Genomic DNA, 18,949 nt, shown 5'->3' with positions numbered 1-18,949 from the left:
ATCGAAAAGAATTGGAACGGAGGCTAACATGGACTATTTTGATGATCACCACAAGGAACCGGAAAAACCGAAGCGCGCAAGCTGGCTGCTGCCAGCTATATTAGGCGGTATCATCGGAGCCGGTATTGTACTGCTTGTCGCTTATGGCCTTGATCGAGACAGTCTTACGCCGAACGACCAATCACAGTCGCAGCAAGGAGAGGCCACACAGCTCGCTTCAGATTCAAATCAGAATCCTAATTTGCAGAATGTCAGTGTGGATGTCCAATCAGGTATTACCGATATTGTCGATAAAACTGCACCAGCAGTAGTTGGTGTTGTAAATCTGCAGCAGGGTGATGCACTTTTCTCACAGGAGGAGAGTGCTGCCGGAAGCGGATCTGGCGTCATTTATAAAAAAGAAGGCGATAAAGCCTATGTGGTCACCAATCACCATGTTGTCGAAGGAGCTACGGATGTAGATGTTATCCTCCATAATGGAGTGGAAATTTCCGCAAAGCTGCTTGGCAGTGACGTATTCACTGATTTAGCAGTCTTGGAGATGGATGCTTCCCGAGTGGAGCAGGTCATTGAGATCGGAACATCATCTACTGTCAAAACGGGTGAGCCGGTTATAGCAATCGGGGATCCACTGGGCTTCTCCGGATCAGTTACACAAGGTATCATCAGTGGAGTCAACCGCACCGTTCCCCAGGATTTCAATGGAGATGGCAGAGCGGATTGGCAGGCAGATGTTATGCAGACAGATGCAGCGATCAATCCAGGTAACAGCGGCGGTGCCCTTATCAATATGGCAGGGCAGCTGATTGGTATTAATTCGATGAAAATCGCGGAATCATCCGTTGAAGGCATCGGCTTTGCTATTCCAGTTGATAGCGCAGTGCCTATCATGGAGCAACTCGAAAAGAATGGTCAAGTGGAACGTCCATACTTGGGAGTAGAAGCTTATTCATTGAATGAGATACCGGCATCGGAACGGACGGAGCATCTAGGCTTACCAAATGACATGGAGAATGGTGTCTATATTTGGAGTCTTGAAGCACTATCTCCTGCGGAAAAAGCAGGATTACAGGAGCTGGATGTAATTACAGAGCTGGATGGCCAGCCGATAAATGATATGACTTCTTTGCGGAAACATCTCTACGAAGATAAACAAATCGGAGATCAAATGAAGGTGACGTATTACCGGGATGGCGAGAAAAACGAGACAACAGTCACATTAAGTGAACAGCAATAAGGCAGCCTAATAGGCTGTCTTTTTTAGTTATGCACAACCTGTGGATGCGTGTGAGGATAACATACTCTATTTTGTAGCGAACAAATATTCTTATTACTAAATAAAGAATCCGGTCTGTGCATATGTGGATAAGTCTGTTGATAAAATGTTCATAGTGTGTGGAATGTTGTGTATAAAGAGGTTATGCACAAGTTATGCACAATTACAGTGGATAAACTAGTGTAAGCGACTACATTCTTTTTATTGAGCCAAACCGTTGTGGTAATAGGCTTTTTCTGCTATTATTGGCTAGTAAATTGACCAAAAGTCAATTTTGGTCATTCGGTCTGTGTGGACAACTCGTGCATTACAATATAGGAGGAAAAGTTATGAACATGTTGAAAAAAGAATGGCTTCGCATATGGAAAGACCGGAAAATGCTCCTGGCCATTTGCGGTATTTTAGTCGTTCCGCTGCTTTATAGTACTATCTTTCTGGCGGCTAACTGGGATCCATATAATAAAACTGATAACCTGGCAGTTGCTGTCGTGAATAAAGATAAAGGATCCACATTTGAAGGCAAAGAGCTCCATGTTGGTGACGACTTTGTGGATAATCTGAAAGACAATGATAAGTTCGACTGGCAGTTCGTGGATGAATCGAAAGCGATGGATGGATTGAAATCCGAGGACTACTATATGGTTGTGAAAATTCCAGAGGATTTTTCCGCAAATGCGGCTACATTACTGGATGAAGACCCAAAACAGATGGATATTGATTACTATTCCAACCCAGGAAAGAACTATCCAGCATCTAAAATAACAGACAGTGCTATGCAGCAGCTGGAGAAAGAAGTGGCTGAACAAGTAACAGAGGAGTATGCCCATTCTGTCTTTGCCAGTCTTTCCGATGTTGCCGATGGACTTAAAAAGGCTAGTGATGGTTCCAAAGAACTCGCAGATGGTTCAAGCGAAGTGAATGAAGGCGCGAAAAACTTAAGCAAGAACTTGGCTAGCCTGTCAACTAGCACAGCCACCTATACAGAGAAGGTCGGTGAAGCAGATACTGGCATGCAGGAATTGGATCAAGGTATTCAAGTTCTTAATTCCCAGTATCCAGAACTTGATCAGGGAATCAATCAGGTCAATGACGGGTTGCAGACTTTGAATGGCAAGAGCGGGGAATTGACTAGTGGCTCGGATAAATTGGTCTCTGCCACAGATGAGTTGACGAGCGGTCTTGAAAAATTGCAGCAAGCTACGGATCAATTAGCTGGCAGCTTTCCGAAGTTGAATAATGGAATCGCTGCAGCAAATGAGGAAGCTCAAGCAGTCAAAGGTGAGCTGGAAGATGCCCAGTCAAGACTGACTGATATGATGGAATTGGCAGAGCAGCTGCAAAGATCTCAGCAGCAAGTGGAGGATCAGCAGGCAGAACAGCTGCAACGTATAGAAGATACAATTGCAAGCAGTGATCTGTCGGATGATCAGAAAGAAGAACTCCAAAATCAGCTGCAGCAGATTGGCGGATCTTCACCTGATATACAGCTTCCGGATATCGATCCAAAAGCAATCAAACAGCAGCTGACAGAAGTGACAACGCAACTTGATAGAATCAATCAGCTGGCTGAAGGTGCGCAGCAGACACAAACAGCGTTGAACGGTATCAATGATGCCACTGGTAAACTTTTGGCTGGTGCAACAGCTATACAATCTGGACAAACAGACTTGAATACTGGGATCAAAGCGTATACAGATGGAGTTGGTCAGTTAGCTGAAGGAACTCCTGCGTTAGTCTCAGGTTCCCAATCAGTCAATGATGGATTGAATCAGCTGCAATCAGGCAGCACGCAGCTGACAGCAGGACTAGATCAATTGAATGCGAATGGACCGCAATTGGCTGATGGAGCGCAGCAGCTGACAGAGGGTTCTCAAACTCTATCCGACGGTACACAAAGTGTGACCGATGGAAGCAGCGAATTGTATGATGAGCTGGCAAAAGGCGCTGATGATGCAAACATCAGTACAAGCGATAAAACAGAGACAATGTTTGCTAGTCCGACGGATGTGAAGGATGAAAAATTGAGTACTGTGCATACCTATGGAGAAGGACTGGCGCCATACATCCTTTCCTTAGGATTATTTGTAGGAGCATTAGTATTCACGAATATCTTCCCGCTTCGTGACCCGGCAAGTGAGCCGACATCAGGTTTTGCATGGTTCCTGAGCAAATTCAGCATTGTGCTGTTTGTCAGTGTGCTTCAATCAATATTTGCAGTCGTTATGTTGGTGCATGTGGTTCACCTGGAGGTGCATAGTGAATGGCGGCTGCTTCTATTCGCAATCCTATTCAGCATTACGAGCTTCCTGCTGATTCAGCTGCTCACGGTTGCATTGGATAATGTAGGACGCTTCTTGGGTATCATTGTATTGCTGATCCAAATTGGGGCAGGCGCAGGAACATACCCGGTGGCATTGCTTCCGGAATTCTTCCAAGTTGTGCATAAATTCGTTCCGATGACTTATGCCATCAATGGGTTCCGTGAGATCATCTCCATTGGCGATGACTGGGGCTATCTATGGCAGCAAGCAGGTTACCTGGGCATCTTTTCTGTGCTATTCTTAGCTTTGACAATACTCGTATATGTATTGCAGACTCGTAAATTCAAGAAGAGTGATAAAGAAGAGCCTGCAGTTTCTATGTAAAACAAAAAGGGGTAGAGAACAATGATTACAGATAAAAAAGAACGAATCATCGAAGCGGCAGCTTTGTCTTTTAGTCAATTTGGTTTTAAAGCGACAACGATGGCTTCTGTTGCGAAGATAGCCAAAGTAGCGAAGGGCACGATTTATACGTTCTTTGACAGTAAAGAATCTTTGTTCTCCACCATCTTAGAACGGACAATGAGGCAATTGCGACAAGCGGCAGATACAGCAATACAGGAAGATGCAGCTTTTCATGAAAATATTCAAGCAATGCTGGATGCGATTCTCGGTTTTCGTGAAAATCACCAGCTGCTGATAAAGATGGGACAGGAAGCAAAGGAATTGGGTACAGCAGAAGTATTGGAGATTCTTACCCAAGTAGAGAGACAGATTATCGATTATATCAAGTCCGTAATCATGAAAGAAAAGGCAAGAGGCATTGTTACAAAACATGATCCCGAGCTGCTTGCTTTTCTTGTTTATAAAACATACATTGCGCTTATTTCCGATTGGGAGCGGCAGCATGAACCGCTGCCAAAAGAAACCATTTCCGAAATCATCAGAGCACAAATCCATTAAAAAACCGCTGCATATAGCAGCGGTTTTTATTCTAATGGCTGGCGCGAATACCTTCCAATGCTTGCTGAACAGTTGCATAGAAGGATATTTGTTTTTTACGGAAGTCAGCCAGTTTAACACTCGCTTTTGCAGTATTCGGTTCAATTCCAGTAACGATCAGCCGAGCGCCCATCACTTGCAGTAATTTATGGAGTCGCAGGATTCCGCTATGCACATCATCATTCATATCCTTTATGCCCTGCAGATCCATGATGAATATCTCCTCATCATGATCGTAAACATGTGCAGAAATCCGCTGGTAAATCTCTTCCCAGCGCTCAGAGTTGATATTGCCGACAAGAGGCAGTATGCAAATCTTCTCGGAAATTGGAACAAATGGAGTAGACAGCAGGGAAGCCTCTTGTTTATAGTCATCTGCCCTGATTTCCTCGGATTTCCGATCGGATACATCCTTCTGGACACCGACAAAATATAACTTATCTTCACTCGGAACAAAAATTGGATACATAGAAAGCTCGTTCCAAAATGGTTTCCCGTCTTTCCTGTAATTCAGCAATTCTACAATGATAGACTGCTCTTCTTCTATTGCTTTTCGTACCTTGGCTACTTCTTCTCTTGAAGTCTTTTCTCCTTGAAGGAAACGACAATTCTGGCCGATAATTTCTTTTGTCGTATAACCTGTGACCGTTTCAAATGCTTTGTTCGTATAGATGATTGGATTGTCTGGCAGTGAAGGATCCGTGATAACAACGCCGGCTCCTACATAATCGATGACCTGGCGAAAAAAGGCATCGCTTATCTTAGTGGAGTAGTGGATTTCTCTTTCCATAGTTTCCGTTCCTTCCTGTATAAGAATCTTATTCTTATTACTTCCTCATCCGTTGTTTCCTAAACGTCATATATTCTGAGCTGCAGGCTTCTAGCTGGTTACGTACATCATATATAAACTTGTAAGGGTATACAACAATTATATATAGTCGCTGAAGGGAACTATTGGTAAAATAATGGAGAGAAGATAGTGTCTAAAAGTGAGGGGATTTTTTATGTATAAACAGGAGCCCATCTTTCTGGAACCTGCTTTACAAGAGCGGATCTGGGGAGGAACGAAGCTTGCTGATGTATTCGGTTATAAGCTGCCATCCAGCCACACTGGTGAGGCTTGGGTGATCTCTGCCCATCCGAACGGACCAAGCAAGATACAGAATGGTGCATTAGCTGGAAAAACATTATTGGATGCATGGCAAAATCATCGGGAATTATTCGGGGAACATAACAATGAAGACTATCCATTGCTAGTGAAAATCCTCGATGCTAAGACGGATTTATCTGTACAGGTCCATCCTGCTGATGACTATGCGCAGAAAGTGGAGAACGAACCTTACGGAAAGACGGAATGCTGGTATGTAGTCGATGCAGAGCCTGGGGCTGAGATCGTTTTCGGGCATCATGCACAAACGAAAGAACAGCTGGAACAGATGATCGATAAAGGTGAATGGGATCAGCTTCTGAAAAAGATGCCTGTGAAGAAGGGTGATTTCGTATATGTTCCAAGCGGGGCGATTCACGCTATTGGGGCAGGTATTGTCATTTTGGAAACACAGCAAAGCTCTGACATTACATATCGTGTATATGATTATGATCGTAAGGATGATCAAGGAAAGGAACGGGAGCTGCATCTGGATTCTGCCAAAGCTGTCTCGACTGTTCCACATGTAACAAATGAAACAAAAAAATCACCTGTGGCAAATGGTGCCCTAACGGAGCAGCAGCTCGTACAAAATGAGTACTTTACTGTTTATCATTGGCAGCTGGCAGGAAACGTCGAAATGAAAGCTCCAGATTCATTCCTGCAAGTCAGCATTATTGAAGGATACGGCGAAATCATATTAGAGGGTCATTCCTATCCATTGAATAAAGGCGATCATTTCGTACTGCCTGTTCACATTAACAATTATACGTTGAAAGGACAGTTTGAAGCGATTACTTCTCATGTGTAAGAGCAAGTTAAAACTTGCTCTTTTCTTTCGACAGCATGCTTCTATTTCCTGGGAAATAGTTGGGTTTTTTCTGCAAAGTTTTTCCTTGCATATGCTATAATTGGGGAACAGTTTATAAAGACAGGAAAGGTGAACTATGAAACGATTAGCAGCATTGTTATTAGGCCTTAGTATGATATTCCTGCTTTCTGCTTGTTCGGATGATCAGTCAGCTAAGGATGGTCTTGATCAATTTGTAGACAATTGGAACGCTCAGGATTTCGATAAAATGTACGAGCAGCTGACAGAAGAATCACAGAAGCAGATCTCGAAGGAAGATTTCGTTAAACGCTATACAGATATTTATGATCAAACTGGCGTTTCAGATCTGAAGGTCACTGCTGGTGATGTATCCGAAGAGCAAGAGAAGTCGGACGCGGATACCCAGCAGCTGCCTTTGTCAGTATCCATGCAGACTGTTGCTGGAGAAGTGAACTTCGATAAAGATGCAGAGCTAGTCAAAGTAGATGGCGAAGACGGTGCGACTTGGAAAGTAAATTGGGACCCTTCCTATATTTTTGCACAGCTTAATGATAACGAGAGCGTCCGCATCACTTCTGTTGAACCAGAACGGGGCCGGATTTTGGATACGAATGGAGAGGAGCTTGCATTCAATGCGACTGTTCCTTCCATCGGTATCATCCCTGGTCAGTTGGAAGGGGAAGGGATGACACGAGATGAGACGCTGGATCAAGTAGCTGAGCTGCTTGAGATGGATCGGGAAGAGATTGATAGCTTGCTGGAACAGAGCTGGGTGACGGATGAAGTAGACGTGCCAATAAAAACATTGCGTCCAGATCAGCGTGATTTAGCATCAGAAGTAACGTCACTTCCAGGTGTACAGAGTACGGATACAACTTCAAGGTATTATCCATACGGAAAAGCAGCAGCACATTTGACCGGGTATGTGAAGAAAGTGGATGCAGAATTCCTTGAGAAGGATGACAATGCCTCCAATTACGATGCGAATTCCTCTGTTGGTTCAACTGGCTTGGAATCCGTTTATGAGGATCAGCTTCGCGGGACATTAGGATGGAAAATCTATACGGTTTCAGAAGACAGCGATGAACAAGAAGTAATAGCTGAGACAGACGTGAAAAATGGGGAAGATGTCGAGCTGACCATTGATATCAATACCCAAGAGAAGATTTATGATCAGCTGAAGGATGACAGCGGTGCTTCTGTTGCCTTGGATCCGAAAACCGGAGCTACTCTGGCATTGGTAAGTGCACCATCATATGATCCGAATAATTTCATATTCGGCTGGAATGATGAGGAATACGAAAAGCTTACCAATGATGAGAACAGTCCGTTTTCAGCTAAATTCAATAAAGCATATGCGCCAGGTTCCACCATCAAGCCGCTAACAGCTGCTATTGGATTGGAGAATGGGGTCATCACACCAGATCAGAAGAAGCATATTGAAGGGCTGAAATGGGACAATGATGGCAAGTTCGGGAATTACAGTGTGACACGGGTTTCCGACAGCTTGTCGGATGTGAACCTCGAGGATGCACTGATTACATCTGATAATATTTACTTTGCGATGACAGCAGTGGATACCGGAGCGGAAAACTTCGAAAAAGGCTTGAAATCCTTCGGTTTCGAGGAAGAATTGGATTATGCATTCCCGACGGCAGCATCATCAATCTCCAATGAGGGCCTTGATAATGAAACACTGCTTGCGGATTCTGGTTATGGCCAGGGGCAAGTACTTATGTCTCCGCTTCATTTAGCAGCATCTTATACACCGTTCGTCAATGATGGCAATCTGATCAAGCCGACTTTGCTTAAGTCCGAAGCAGAGGAAGCTGTCGTATGGCATGAAGGAGTTCTGCCGAAGGATGGAGCAGATGCTATTACGGAAGGTCTTCGCGGTGTTGTAGAAGATGAACGTGGCTCAGCACATAAACCTGTAGTGGATGGACTGAAACTTGCAGGCAAAACGGGAACTGCTGAGTTGAAGCAAAGCCAGGATGATGAGAACGGTACGGAAAATGGCTGGTTCGTTGCATATGACTACGATAAACAGGATATGCTGATCAGTATGATGATAGAAGGTGTACAGGATAAAGGCGGCAGCCATTATACTGTCGAAAAAGTGAAGAATGTCTTCAAATAAGATAAAGCGTGCGAGTCTCGCACGCTTTTTTTTCTATAGCAAGAAATACACTATAATAACATGTCGGAAGGGAATATAATTGAGAAGTAAAGGAAGGAGATGGAGATATGGGAGGAAAACGCTATTCACCATCAGGCACGCTGGCACTTGGTATTCTGTCGATAACACTACCAGTGATTGGGATCATAACAGGTATTCTTGCACTTATATTCGCAAATAAAAGTATCAAGGTAACTGAAGATACAGAAGCAGCAAAGGCATTATATTTGGCAGGAAGAGTATGTGGAATCATTGGATTATGCTTCCAGGCATTTATCATCATCTATTTCATCTTCATACTCACTATGATCTTGGCAATGCCAGGATACTATTATTAAAAAAAACAGCCTCGGACTCAGTCCGGGGCTGTTTCATGTTCAGGAGTTGTCAAATCGACATCCTCCAGTTTATGCATTTTTGTTTTATATTTCACTTTATAGATAAGCCAGCATAGCAGGAAGATTGGAATGCCGATATAAGAAGCAATGAATCCTCCAAGATCGAAACCGTCTTCTGTAAAGGAAGATACACTCTGTCCGACTACTACAATGATACTCAATGTAAGTGCGAATATCGGTGCGAATGGGTAGAACTTCGCTGTATACGGCAAATCCTTCACATCATTGCCTTGGGCAATGTACGCTTTCCGGAAGCGATAATGACTGATTGCGATTCCGATCCAGATAATAAAGCCAGTCATACCAGCCACATTCAATAGCCATATATATACGACTCCGTTACCGAAGAAGGAAGTAAGGAAGGCTGCACACCCTACAACTGCAGTACCGATCAAGGCATTGACAGGAACGCCGTTTTTGTTCAGCTTTCCAAGGAAACGCGGTGCTTTTCCTTCCTTGGCAAGGTTCCATAGCATACGAGTGCTTGCATACATACCGGAGTTACCCGCAGATAAGACAGCTGTCAGGATGACAGCATTCATAACGGACGCAGCAAAAGCAATTCCAGCTTTCTCAAAGACAAGTGTGAAGGGACTCAGCTGTACATCTTCACTTGCCAAGCTCTCTGTTGTATACGGAATGAGCATCCCGATGACGAAGATAGCCAGAATGTAGAATAACAGGATACGCCAGAAAACAGATCGAATCGCTTTAGGAATGGATTCTCTCGGATTATCAGCTTCTCCAGCGGCAGCACCAAGCAATTCTGTACCTTGGAAGGAGAAACCGGCAGCCATGAACACACCGATCAGCGCAAGGAATCCGCCATTGAATGGTGCATCACCTGTTGTGAAGTTTGAAAATCCTGGAGATTCACCGCCTAATATACCAATGATCATTAATAGACCCACGATGATGAAGATGATAACGGTGATTACTTTGATTAAGGCGAACCAATATTCAGATTCCCCGAATCCTTTAACGGAAATATAATTCAGCAAGAACATGATGATCAGGCTGATCGCACTCCAAATCCACGATGGTGTATCCGGAAACCAAAAATCCATGATCAGTGTGACAGCAACAAGCTCAGCTGCGATAGTCGATGCCCAGCTGAACCAATAGTTCCATCCTAGTGCAAAGCCAAGTGATTCATCGACGAATTTAGTTGCATACGTGCTGAAGCTGCCAGATACAGGCATGAAGGCAGCCATCTCTGCAAGACTGGTCATCAGGAAGAAGACCATACAGCCGATGAGGGCGTATGCCAGCAGTGCGCCGCCAGGACCAGCTTCACTGATTGCACCGCCGCTGGCAAGGAACAGGCCGGTACCAATCGTACCTCCAAGGGAGATCATCCCTAAATGACGGGCTTTGAGCTTTCTTTGCAGGCCGGGCGCTGTGTTGTTATGTTTGTTGCTCACTTCTTTCACCTCGTCTATAGTATGTCATGTTGCTGTGTACTTACTAAAAAAAGCCGTATCAGATAGAATTGCTCTATCTGAACGGCTTATTATATACAACAGCATCATTCTAAAATAATTAAGATAGCGCAGCACGTGTATGATAGCTCACGTGATCTTTCTGAACCTAGTCGGTCCAGATACAGCTTGTAAAAGCTGCGTACTATTTTCATTGATTAATGAGTGCCTATGCAAATCAATGAGTTCTTATGCAATTGAAAACCTCCCTAACTTTACTATACAAGGGGACAGATTTCAACTGTATTTTAGAATGGATTATTTTGGAGCTTTTCGGTGCTTCGTAGCGCACTCGTAGCTATAGCCGATTTCTATTAAGGTAGATTCCTCAAAAGCACCGGCTGTAAACGTAATTCCGAAAGGTTCACCAGCCTCGGTGTACCCTGCAGGTACAGTGATGGAAGGGTAGCCGGCTTTGGCAGCTATATCACAGCCATAATAACTAGGGAAAATGATAGCATCGAGTTCAGCATCTGCCATAACTTGATCGAGACCTTCGGTACGAGACTCCCGTATATCAGCTAGTCTGTCCTGCAGATAATCCTTCTGTTTTAAAGTCCCATCTGTTTTTTCAGCTGCTTCAAGTATATCCTGCCCGTGCAAAAGCGCTGTCTCAGTATTGATGCGGTTCCATTCAATCACTTCTTTTAATGTATGGGCAGGCAGATGGGCTGAGACTGTTCGTAAGTATCGATTCACTCCATGCTTGAATTCGTGATACAGCACACTGGATTCCCTCTTGATCTCTGGAACTTTTACGTCGATAAGTTCTGCTCCTTGCTTACGCAATGCATCAAAAGCCTTCGCCATCAACTCACGTTTTTCAGGAGCAAGACCATCCAATGTCAGTCCGTCTATACCAAGACGTTTTCCGTTCAACCCATCTTCCTGGAGGGACTCCATATAATCCGGAAGGGATGGAGCGGAAAGAGTGGCAGGATCTGCATCATCGTGGCCAGCAATCACTTGCAGCAGAGTGGCTGCATCCTGGACTGTTCTCGTCATAGGTCCAGCAGTATCCTGGCTATGCGCAATCGGAATGATTCCGCTGCGGGATACCAGACCGACAGTCGGCTTGATTCCAACGAGCGAATTGCTGCTTGAGGGGCTGAGAATCGATCCGCTTGTTTCTGTTCCGATGCCGACCGCTGCCAAGTTGTTCGCAATGGATGCTCCAGTTCCGGAACTGGAACCACCGACATCAAAGCTGCCATAAGGGTTTCGTACTTGGCCTCCGCGGCCGCTGAAACCATTCGGCATCGGCTCTGACATAAAATTGGCCCATTCCGTCATATTGACCTTACCTAAAATGATGGCACCTGCTTCCCGCAGTTTTCTCACAATAAAGGCATCCTCTTTAGCGAAATTATCAGCAAGAACGAAGGTGCCGGCACTTGTGTGCATACCATCTGCTGTATCAATATTGTCTTTAATCAGAACGGGGATGCCATGAAGCGGCCCGCACAATTTTGCTTCTTTTCTTTCCTTATCCATCTGTTCGGCAATAAATAATGCATCCGGATTTATTTCCAGTACACTATTTGTTCCATCTTCAATGGAATCTGCTTCTGCAATACGCTCTAGATATGTTTGAACTAACTGTACGGATGTTGTATTTCCAGCTGTTAATTCACTTTGCAAGGATGCAATTGACATTTCTTTAATTGTAAAAATATTCATAGACTGGATTCTCCCCTGTAAAATGTGTATGATTAGAAAATCTTCTGTATTTAGATAAGTCGGACTTGTTAATTATACTAAATTTTCTTGCAATAAACTTCTAGGGGACCTCGATTTTATCATTTATATGGAAGCATCCAGAAAGGGGAAAAAGATTTGGAAACAGCAAAGACAGTCAAGGTGCTGACTGCCGATCCTAGCGCATTGGGATTATTCGGACTAGCAATGGTCACATTAGTAGCATCTTCGCAAAAACTTGGTTTGACGGAAGGACTTTCCATGATTCTGCCATGGGCATTCTTCTTAGGAGGCATTGCACAGCTAATTGCTTCCGCTCAGGACTTTAAACACAATAATATCCTTGGGGCAACAGCATTTGGTGCTTTCGGCTTGTTTTGGTTCGGCGTCGGCATGAGCTGGCTCATCCAGCTTGGTGCGTTGGGAGAAAACCTGCAAACAGCTGCTGACAGCCGTCAATTAGGTGTAGCTTTCATTGGATATCTTATATTCAGTCTCTTTATGACAGTTGGAGCTATGGGGACACATAAAGTATTATTCTTTATATTTGTTGCAATCGATTTTCTATTTATCGGTTTATCTTTAAGTTCATTTGATATAGCATATGAACTAACTCATACGCTTGCGGGCGTTGCGGAATTAATTATTTCACTACTATCTTTCTATGGTTCTGCTGCTGCTGTTCTGAACGGTCATTATGGACATACCGTCCTACCGATTGGCAAAGCATTCCGTGTCTTCACGAAAGCAGACTAGAACACAAAGAGATAGATAGCAAGGGGCATAGACATGGCAAGAAATAATCGAGCATCGAATGATTTACACAAAGGTTTGAAAAATCGTCACGTGCAGATGATTGCGCTTGGCGGAGCAATTGGAACAGGCTTGTTTTATGGTTCTGCTTCATCGATCGGACTGGCTGGACCTGCAATAGCACTTGCGTACTTAGTCGGCGGTATCATGATTTTCTTCATCATGCGGGCACTGGGTGAGCTTTCTGTGGATTCACCGAACTCCGGATCCATCAGTTATTATGCTTATCAAAACTTAGGCGATTTCTTCGGATTTGTTTCCGGCTGGAATTATTGGTTCAATTATGTTGCAGTAAGCATGGCGGAGCTGACAGTCGTCGGTATCTACGTACAGTATTGGTTCCCAAGTATCCCTACTTGGATCACGGCATTCGGTTTTCTGGTCTTGATTACATTTATCAACCTTTTGAGTGTCAAATTGTATGGTGAGTTCGAATTTTACTTTGCCATCATCAAAGTTATCGCAATTATCGGGATGATAGTTCTTGGCTTGCTTATCATCTTCACTGGTATTGGGAACGGCGGTGTACCGACCGGCTTCTCTAACTTGTTTGATGAGGGCGGCTTCATGCCGAATGGCTGGACGGGTGTGATCTTATCGCTTGTCCTTGTCATGTTCAGTTTCGGCGGGGTCGAATTGGTGGGAATTACAGCAGGTGAAGTCGATACACCGAAGAAGACGATCCCGAAAGCAATCAATCAAGTTGTTTATCGGATATTGATTTTCTATGTCGGTGCATTGCTCGTTATCATGTCTGTCTTTCCTTGGAATCAAATCGATGGTCAAAGCAGTCCGTTCGTACAGATATTTGACGGCGTCGGAATTCCGGCAGCAGCAGGTATCCTGAATTTAGTCGTTCTTACTGCCGCGGTATCTGCGCATAACAGCAGTCTTTACAGTAACGGACGTATGCTGCACTCCTTGGCTAAGCAAGGAAATGCACCGAAGTTCCTGGGTAAAGTCGGTAAACGGACAGGAGCCCCGGTGGCGGCGATCTTTGTATCATCAGGAGTGGCAGCTATAGCTGTCATCGTGAACTATCTGTTCCCTGAAAAAGTGTTCAGCTATTTGATGGCGATTGCGACAATCGCCGTTATTATCAACTGGATCATGATTGTCATTATCCATTTAGCGTTTCGGAAGCGGATTGGTAAGGCAGCAGCGAGTAAGCTATCTTTCAGAATGCCGCTATATCCGATAGCCAATTACTTGGTCCTGCTATTCTTAGTAGCGGTAATTGTGATTATGGGCTTCATTCCGGATTACCGTCTGGCGTTGTTTATTCTGCCAATCTGGGTAATCATCCTGTCGGTTGGTTACAAGCTGAAACGAAAATGAAAAAATGCGTATCCTTGATTGGATACGCATTTTTTGTGTTCTTATACATGCTGCAGCATACGGAAACTGCCATTGGAAAGCTGGATCGTCACATCTGATTGGGAAGCAATTTGTGGATCATGGGTAACCATGATGACGCATTTGTTCTCCTGGTGAGCAAGATCGGTAAAAAGCTTTACTATTTCCTTGGAGGTCTTATCATCCAGATTCCCAGTAGGTTCATCTGCTACTATCAAATCAGTGTCACAGCAGAAGGCCCGAGTGATGGCCACGCGCTGCTGCTGCCCGCCGCTAAGCGTCAGAACGCGCTGCCTTGCCTGCTCTTCAGAAATGCCGACCTTTGTCAGCATTTTTAAGATGTAGTCCTCTTGGTTCTCCACTTTTTTCCCGGTGATGGCCATTGCTGAAGCAATATTCTGATACGCTGTCATGTAAGGAATCAGATTATAAGATTGGAAAATGATCGAGACATAATCATGACGGAACTTGCCAAGCCCCATTTTACGGATGGATTTCCCGTCATATTCGATGTCTCCTTCCTTGGCTTTGTCCAGCCCTCCTGCCAAAGACAGGAAAGTGGTTTTGCCAGATCCGGATGTACCGGTGATCGTATAGAATGTATTTTTATAAAAATCGATATTCACAGATTGAAATAACGGATTTTGTTTATCCGTGTACCAGTAGCCAACGTTTTTGAATGCCAATAATGGTGCTGTCATAATTACCCCTGCTTTCTATTCTTGTTTTGTCAAAATGTTTTTCGGCTGCAATCGAAGGATCGAGATGGATGGGATAAGCGCTGCAATGATTGCCACTGCCAGTCCGATACCGCCAAGAATCAAGATGTTCTCCCATGTCACATTGATATTCAGACTGCTGATTGCTTCACTAGGCTGACTGAATGCATCGGAGACAGCTTGTCCTGGGCCGCCGCCCATCATACCACCGCCACCGCCAGGTCCTTGCTGCATGGATGCAGATGCTGTCTCGGCTGATGCCGTTGTTTGTTGATCTAGTAGCTGGTTGCCTAGTACGTTCGCAATTGGATTTCCGAAAATAGAAGACAAACCGACTGCAACAATGGCAATCACAACAATTTCTGTGATGAACTGTCCTGCCAGCTTCCATTTCTTCTCACCAATCGCCATAAGCACACCCATTTCATATTTACGTTCACGAATGGATAGCATAACGATCAATGCAAGGATGATCGCGCCTGCAATAGTTACTAGATAAACAATGTTCTTCGCAAAGGAAGCGACATTCTCGATTGGTCCTACCATCTGCTGGTAAAGATCATCGTTTGCATCCAATTGATATACATCAAAGTCGACATCCGTTTGCTCTGCTGCGGCAATGAAGGCATCGATGTTTTCTGCATCGTCCATTTGATATGTGACAGACTCAACTGTATCTGCGTAGTCCTCGCCTTTTAGCGTATTCGCTGCTGTATATGGTACATAAACCGTGTTATATGGATTCAGGAAGGAGAAGTTCATCGCTTGGTCACTTCCTGCTGAACTTGTTTCATAGATACCTACGATCTCCAGTTCTTGTGTTGTGTCTTCATCACTTGCTGAGCTGATATTGATTGTATCTCCAACCGCTAAATCATTTTCCTCTGCAAGTGTTTGCTCGATGACTGCAACATTCGTGCCGGCATCAGATTCTTCAATGCCTCGTCCGTCTACGATTTCTGCTTCGCCATCACTGAAGCTTTCTGCTTCATCACTGGTCAGCGTACCATTTACCGTAAGATCGGCTTGAACCATACCGCCGCGGCCTTGGTCACCGCCAGGAGCCTGTTCGCTTTCTGTGTCACTGCTGTCTGTCGATGTGCTGCTCTCGATAATATCGAAGTCTTCCGCATTAGCAGAAGCTGATACAGAGTAGTTATAACTCTTCACATGATCTAAAGCCGCGATGGATTCAGCATCATCCAGACTGATTGGTGTGCTTGTGAACTGTGGTGGTCCGTCTGATTCACTTTGCTCACTCTGCTGCTTCTCCATCGCTGCTTCTCGGTCAACCTGAAGGGTGACAGAGCCTCCCAGCTCTTGTCTTGCCAATTCACTAGATGCTTTGGCTGCTGATTGAATCGTAAGTCCAGATAGGACGAATACACATATGACCGTGAAAATTACCAATTGTAACAAGGTCTTTCCCTTTTTTGCTTTCATGCTCCAAAAAGCACGTTTCAAGAAATTCATTTTTCCAGCTCCTTTACTTTTTCCGGGCATGCTATAATGCATCTGAGCCACGCCCGCTTCGGCTAATTGCTAGTATGGGGGCACGTGCTGAAGTGCACTTGAAAGCTAGCTGAAGATTTGCTGAAAGTGATAAAATCGGGAATCTTCAGCTGGTTTTCAGTTAAATGTTCCATAATAAAGAAAAAAGAAGAATGGATGACAGAATGGAAAACATAAAAGTATTGGTGGTCGATGATGAACAGACAATCACACAGTTCCTGATGCTCGGATTGCAAAATGAAGGTTATATCGTAGAGAGTGCGGCTGATGGTATGCAAGCTATTGCCAAAGCAGATCAGTTCGAGCCTCATATTGTCATATTGGATGTCATGATGCCGGGAATGGATGGATTCGAAGTGTGCCGGATGCTGAAAAAGAAAGGCAGGAAGCTTTCTATCATTATGTTAACGGCACGAGATCAAGTGGATGATCGTGTGAAAGGTTTGAATGGCGGTGCGGATGATTACTTGGTCAAACCGTTCAGTTTTGAGGAACTGCTTGCCAGGATGCAGGCACGGCTCCGCAATCAATTTCCGGAAATGGGCGATTCCCTTGTGGCGGGACCTATACGAATAGATGACCGCCGAAAGGAAATCTACTTGGAGGAAGAGCTGCTGCAGCTTTCTCCGACAGAGTATGAGCTATTGAAATATCTTGCGATGAACCAAGGTATTGTGCTGAGTAAGGCGCTTATCCTGGATAAAGTGTGGGGATATGCATTTGGAGGAGAAGAAAACATTGTAGAAGTGTATATTCGTTCTCTGCGTGAGAAGCTCCACGATAAAGAACGGCAGCTGATCCGTACAATCCGGGGGGCAGGCTATCGCCTGGATGTCAGATGAAGCGATTGCGAAAATGGAAGCCAAGAACCTTAAATAAGCAGATAGTTGCTTTATCTTGCCTTATTCTAGCTATTATCCTGACAGTCGTCGGTATCCTGCAATACTTCTTGATGAAGGATTTTTTATATCAAAATGAGGCAGATGCCATGCAGTCGCAGCTGCATTCGCTACCGCCAGCACTGCTCGAACAAGATGATGATATGCATCAGCCATTTCTTTTTGATCGCTCTTTAGCCAGGATCGACACGTCTGGTACCTACACAGACGTATCAGAGGAGAACGGACTCTCCAGTCCGCGCCTGAGTCAGGAAGAGCTTCGTAAATATATGAATAGCAGGGATGATAAGTCTGCCCGGTACATCGTGATGGAGGACGAAGACGGAAAAGAGCAGCTCGTGGTTATTGTTGCTGATCGACGGTTTGGTGATATAACGGGTTATGTGCAGGCAGGGACAGAGACGGCATCAATCAATGATGTCATCAAAGGGCAGCTGCAGGTATTTTTCCTGCTGGCTATTGTGGCATTGGCTGCAGGCATACTGCTGTACACCCGAGTGATCAAAAAAGCGCTCGATCCGCTGCACCGGATCATCCGGAGGGTAGAGCGGACGAATGCCGAGAACCTGTCCGAGAGGGTGGAAGAGGCCTCTGAGCAAATCGAAATCAAACGGCTTACAGACGCCTTCAATCAAATGGTGGAGAGAATCGACAACGCGTTCCAGTCGGAACGGGAAGCAAAAGAACAAATGCAGCAGTTCATTGCGGATGCATCCCATGAACTGCGAACGCCGCTTACTTCCATTCACGGGTTTTTGGAGGTACTGCTTCGAGGAGCAGCGAATAACCCAGCCCAGCTCTATCCAGCCCTTGAAAGCATGCTCAAGGAATCGAAGCGGATCAAAAAGCTGGTAGAGGATTTGCTTTTACTCACCAAGCTGGATCAGTCTGAGAATATGCAGCTGCAGAATCTGGAGGTGAGTACTGTACTGGAGGAAATGATGCCGCATTTTGATATGCTTGCCGGCAGCAGGAAAGTACAGTTTTCGGTGTCTGGGCATCTGATAATAGCTGCTGATAAAGATAAATTGAAACAAGTGTTATTGAATCTGTTTTATAATGCAGTCCAGCATACAGACTCAGAGCATGGAGAAATCGATATAATCCTTGGGGCAACAGAACATGATGCTGAGATCGTCGTAAAAGATAATGGATCTGGTATACCAAAAGAGCATCTTCCCCATGTGTTCGATCGATTCTATCGAAGTGACAGTTCACGCACACGCCAGCAAGGCGGTGCGGGTCTTGGTCTATCCATCAGCCATTCTATCGTCAAAGCACACCAGGGTACAATAGAAGTGGAGAGTGAAGAAGGCAAAGGCACTATCTTCCGAGTGCTGCTGCCAAAAAAAAGAAGGAACCCGTAAATGAACGGG

At 44.7% G+C, this 18,949-nt stretch carries 15 protein-coding genes; 10 read left to right on the top strand and 5 right to left on the bottom strand.

Annotated elements, in window-relative coordinates; translation table 11 throughout:
• The first annotated feature begins 28 nt into the window (after positions 1-28).
• The 3 genes from SFC25_RS02090 to SFC25_RS02080 all read left to right on the top strand — a co-directional run bounded on the left by SFC25_RS02090 (position 29) and on the right by SFC25_RS02080 (position 4,500).
• The gene (locus tag SFC25_RS02090; RefSeq protein WP_411213688.1) at positions 29-1,237 is read left to right on the top strand and encodes a S1C family serine protease; all 1,209 of its coding nucleotides are present in this window, start codon (positions 29-31) and stop codon (positions 1,235-1,237) included.
• Between the two features lie 368 nt (positions 1,238-1,605).
• On the top strand, positions 1,606-3,921 hold the full coding sequence (locus SFC25_RS02085) for a YhgE/Pip family protein (protein ID WP_411213687.1): 2,316 nt from the start codon (positions 1,606-1,608) through the stop codon (positions 3,919-3,921).
• A gap of 21 nt (positions 3,922-3,942) precedes the next feature.
• Positions 3,943-4,500, top strand: a complete 558-nt coding sequence (locus SFC25_RS02080) for a TetR/AcrR family transcriptional regulator (RefSeq protein WP_411213686.1) — start codon at positions 3,943-3,945, stop codon at positions 4,498-4,500.
• A gap of 31 nt (positions 4,501-4,531) precedes the next feature.
• On the opposite strand, the gene ytvA is transcribed toward SFC25_RS02080, so the two are convergent.
• On the bottom strand, positions 4,532-5,329 hold the full coding sequence (gene ytvA, locus SFC25_RS02075; RefSeq protein WP_411213685.1) for a YtvA family blue-light photoreceptor: 798 nt from the start codon (positions 5,327-5,329) through the stop codon (positions 4,532-4,534).
• A 214-nt stretch (positions 5,330-5,543) separates the two neighbouring features.
• Between ytvA and manA the strand changes: the two genes are divergently transcribed.
• The 3 genes from manA (at position 5,544) to SFC25_RS02060 (ending at position 9,035) form a co-directional block, all read left to right on the top strand.
• Entirely contained in the window at positions 5,544-6,497 is a 954-nt protein-coding gene (gene manA / locus SFC25_RS02070; RefSeq protein ID WP_411213684.1) for a mannose-6-phosphate isomerase, class I, read from the top strand.
• A 136-nt stretch (positions 6,498-6,633) separates the two neighbouring features.
• Positions 6,634-8,658, top strand: coding sequence for a penicillin-binding transpeptidase domain-containing protein (locus tag SFC25_RS02065; protein WP_411213683.1), 2,025 nt, complete (start codon positions 6,634-6,636; stop codon positions 8,656-8,658).
• Positions 8,659-8,765: 107 nt separating this feature from the next.
• On the top strand, positions 8,766-9,035 hold the full coding sequence (locus SFC25_RS02060; RefSeq protein ID WP_411213682.1) for a DUF4190 domain-containing protein: 270 nt from the start codon (positions 8,766-8,768) through the stop codon (positions 9,033-9,035).
• A 17-nt stretch (positions 9,036-9,052) separates the two neighbouring features.
• On the opposite strand, the gene SFC25_RS02055 is transcribed toward SFC25_RS02060, so the two are convergent.
• Both SFC25_RS02055 and SFC25_RS02050 read right to left on the bottom strand, forming a co-directional pair.
• A complete protein-coding gene (locus SFC25_RS02055) occupies positions 9,053-10,519 on the bottom strand; it encodes an amino acid permease (protein ID WP_411213681.1) in 1,467 nt (488 codons plus the stop codon).
• 315 nt (positions 10,520-10,834) lie between these two features.
• Complete coding sequence (locus tag SFC25_RS02050; protein WP_411213680.1) at positions 10,835-12,256, bottom strand: amidase family protein; 1,422 nt, start codon at positions 12,254-12,256, stop codon at positions 10,835-10,837.
• A 156-nt stretch (positions 12,257-12,412) separates the two neighbouring features.
• Between SFC25_RS02050 and SFC25_RS02045 the strand changes: the two genes are divergently transcribed.
• On the top strand, positions 12,413-13,030 hold the full coding sequence (locus SFC25_RS02045) for an acetate uptake transporter (protein WP_411213679.1): 618 nt from the start codon (positions 12,413-12,415) through the stop codon (positions 13,028-13,030).
• 33 nt (positions 13,031-13,063) lie between these two features.
• On the top strand, positions 13,064-14,425 hold the full coding sequence (locus tag SFC25_RS02040; RefSeq protein ID WP_411213678.1) for an amino acid permease: 1,362 nt from the start codon (positions 13,064-13,066) through the stop codon (positions 14,423-14,425).
• Positions 14,426-14,466: 41 nt separating this feature from the next.
• Here SFC25_RS02040 and SFC25_RS02035 read toward each other — a convergent pair whose 3' ends face one another.
• On the bottom strand, positions 14,467-15,144 hold the full coding sequence (locus SFC25_RS02035) for an ABC transporter ATP-binding protein (RefSeq protein WP_411213677.1): 678 nt from the start codon (positions 15,142-15,144) through the stop codon (positions 14,467-14,469).
• 15 nt (positions 15,145-15,159) lie between these two features.
• Positions 15,160-16,635: an ABC transporter permease gene (locus SFC25_RS02030; RefSeq protein WP_411213676.1), complete on the bottom strand. Its 1,476-nt coding sequence runs from the start codon at positions 16,633-16,635 to the stop codon at positions 15,160-15,162.
• 203 nt (positions 16,636-16,838) lie between these two features.
• On the opposite strand from SFC25_RS02030, the gene SFC25_RS02025 reads away from it, so the two are divergent.
• Together SFC25_RS02025 and SFC25_RS02020 are read left to right on the top strand one after the other, a co-directional pair.
• Positions 16,839-17,516 (top strand): response regulator transcription factor, encoded by a 678-nt coding sequence (locus SFC25_RS02025; protein WP_411213675.1) that lies wholly within the window; start codon positions 16,839-16,841, stop codon positions 17,514-17,516.
• A complete protein-coding gene (locus tag SFC25_RS02020) occupies positions 17,513-18,940 on the top strand; it encodes a sensor histidine kinase (RefSeq protein ID WP_411213674.1) in 1,428 nt (475 codons plus the stop codon). Before SFC25_RS02025 ends, SFC25_RS02020 begins: the two co-directional genes overlap by 4 nt.
• The last annotated feature ends 9 nt before the right edge of the window (positions 18,941-18,949 follow it).

Origin of the sequence: Terribacillus saccharophilus, assembly GCF_046592595.1 — a bacterium.
Taxonomy (GTDB): Bacteria; Bacillota; Bacilli; order Bacillales; family Amphibacillaceae; genus Terribacillus; species Terribacillus saccharophilus_C.
Note: the sequence above shows the minus strand (reverse complement) of the source record. Positions and strands in the feature narration are given on the sequence as shown.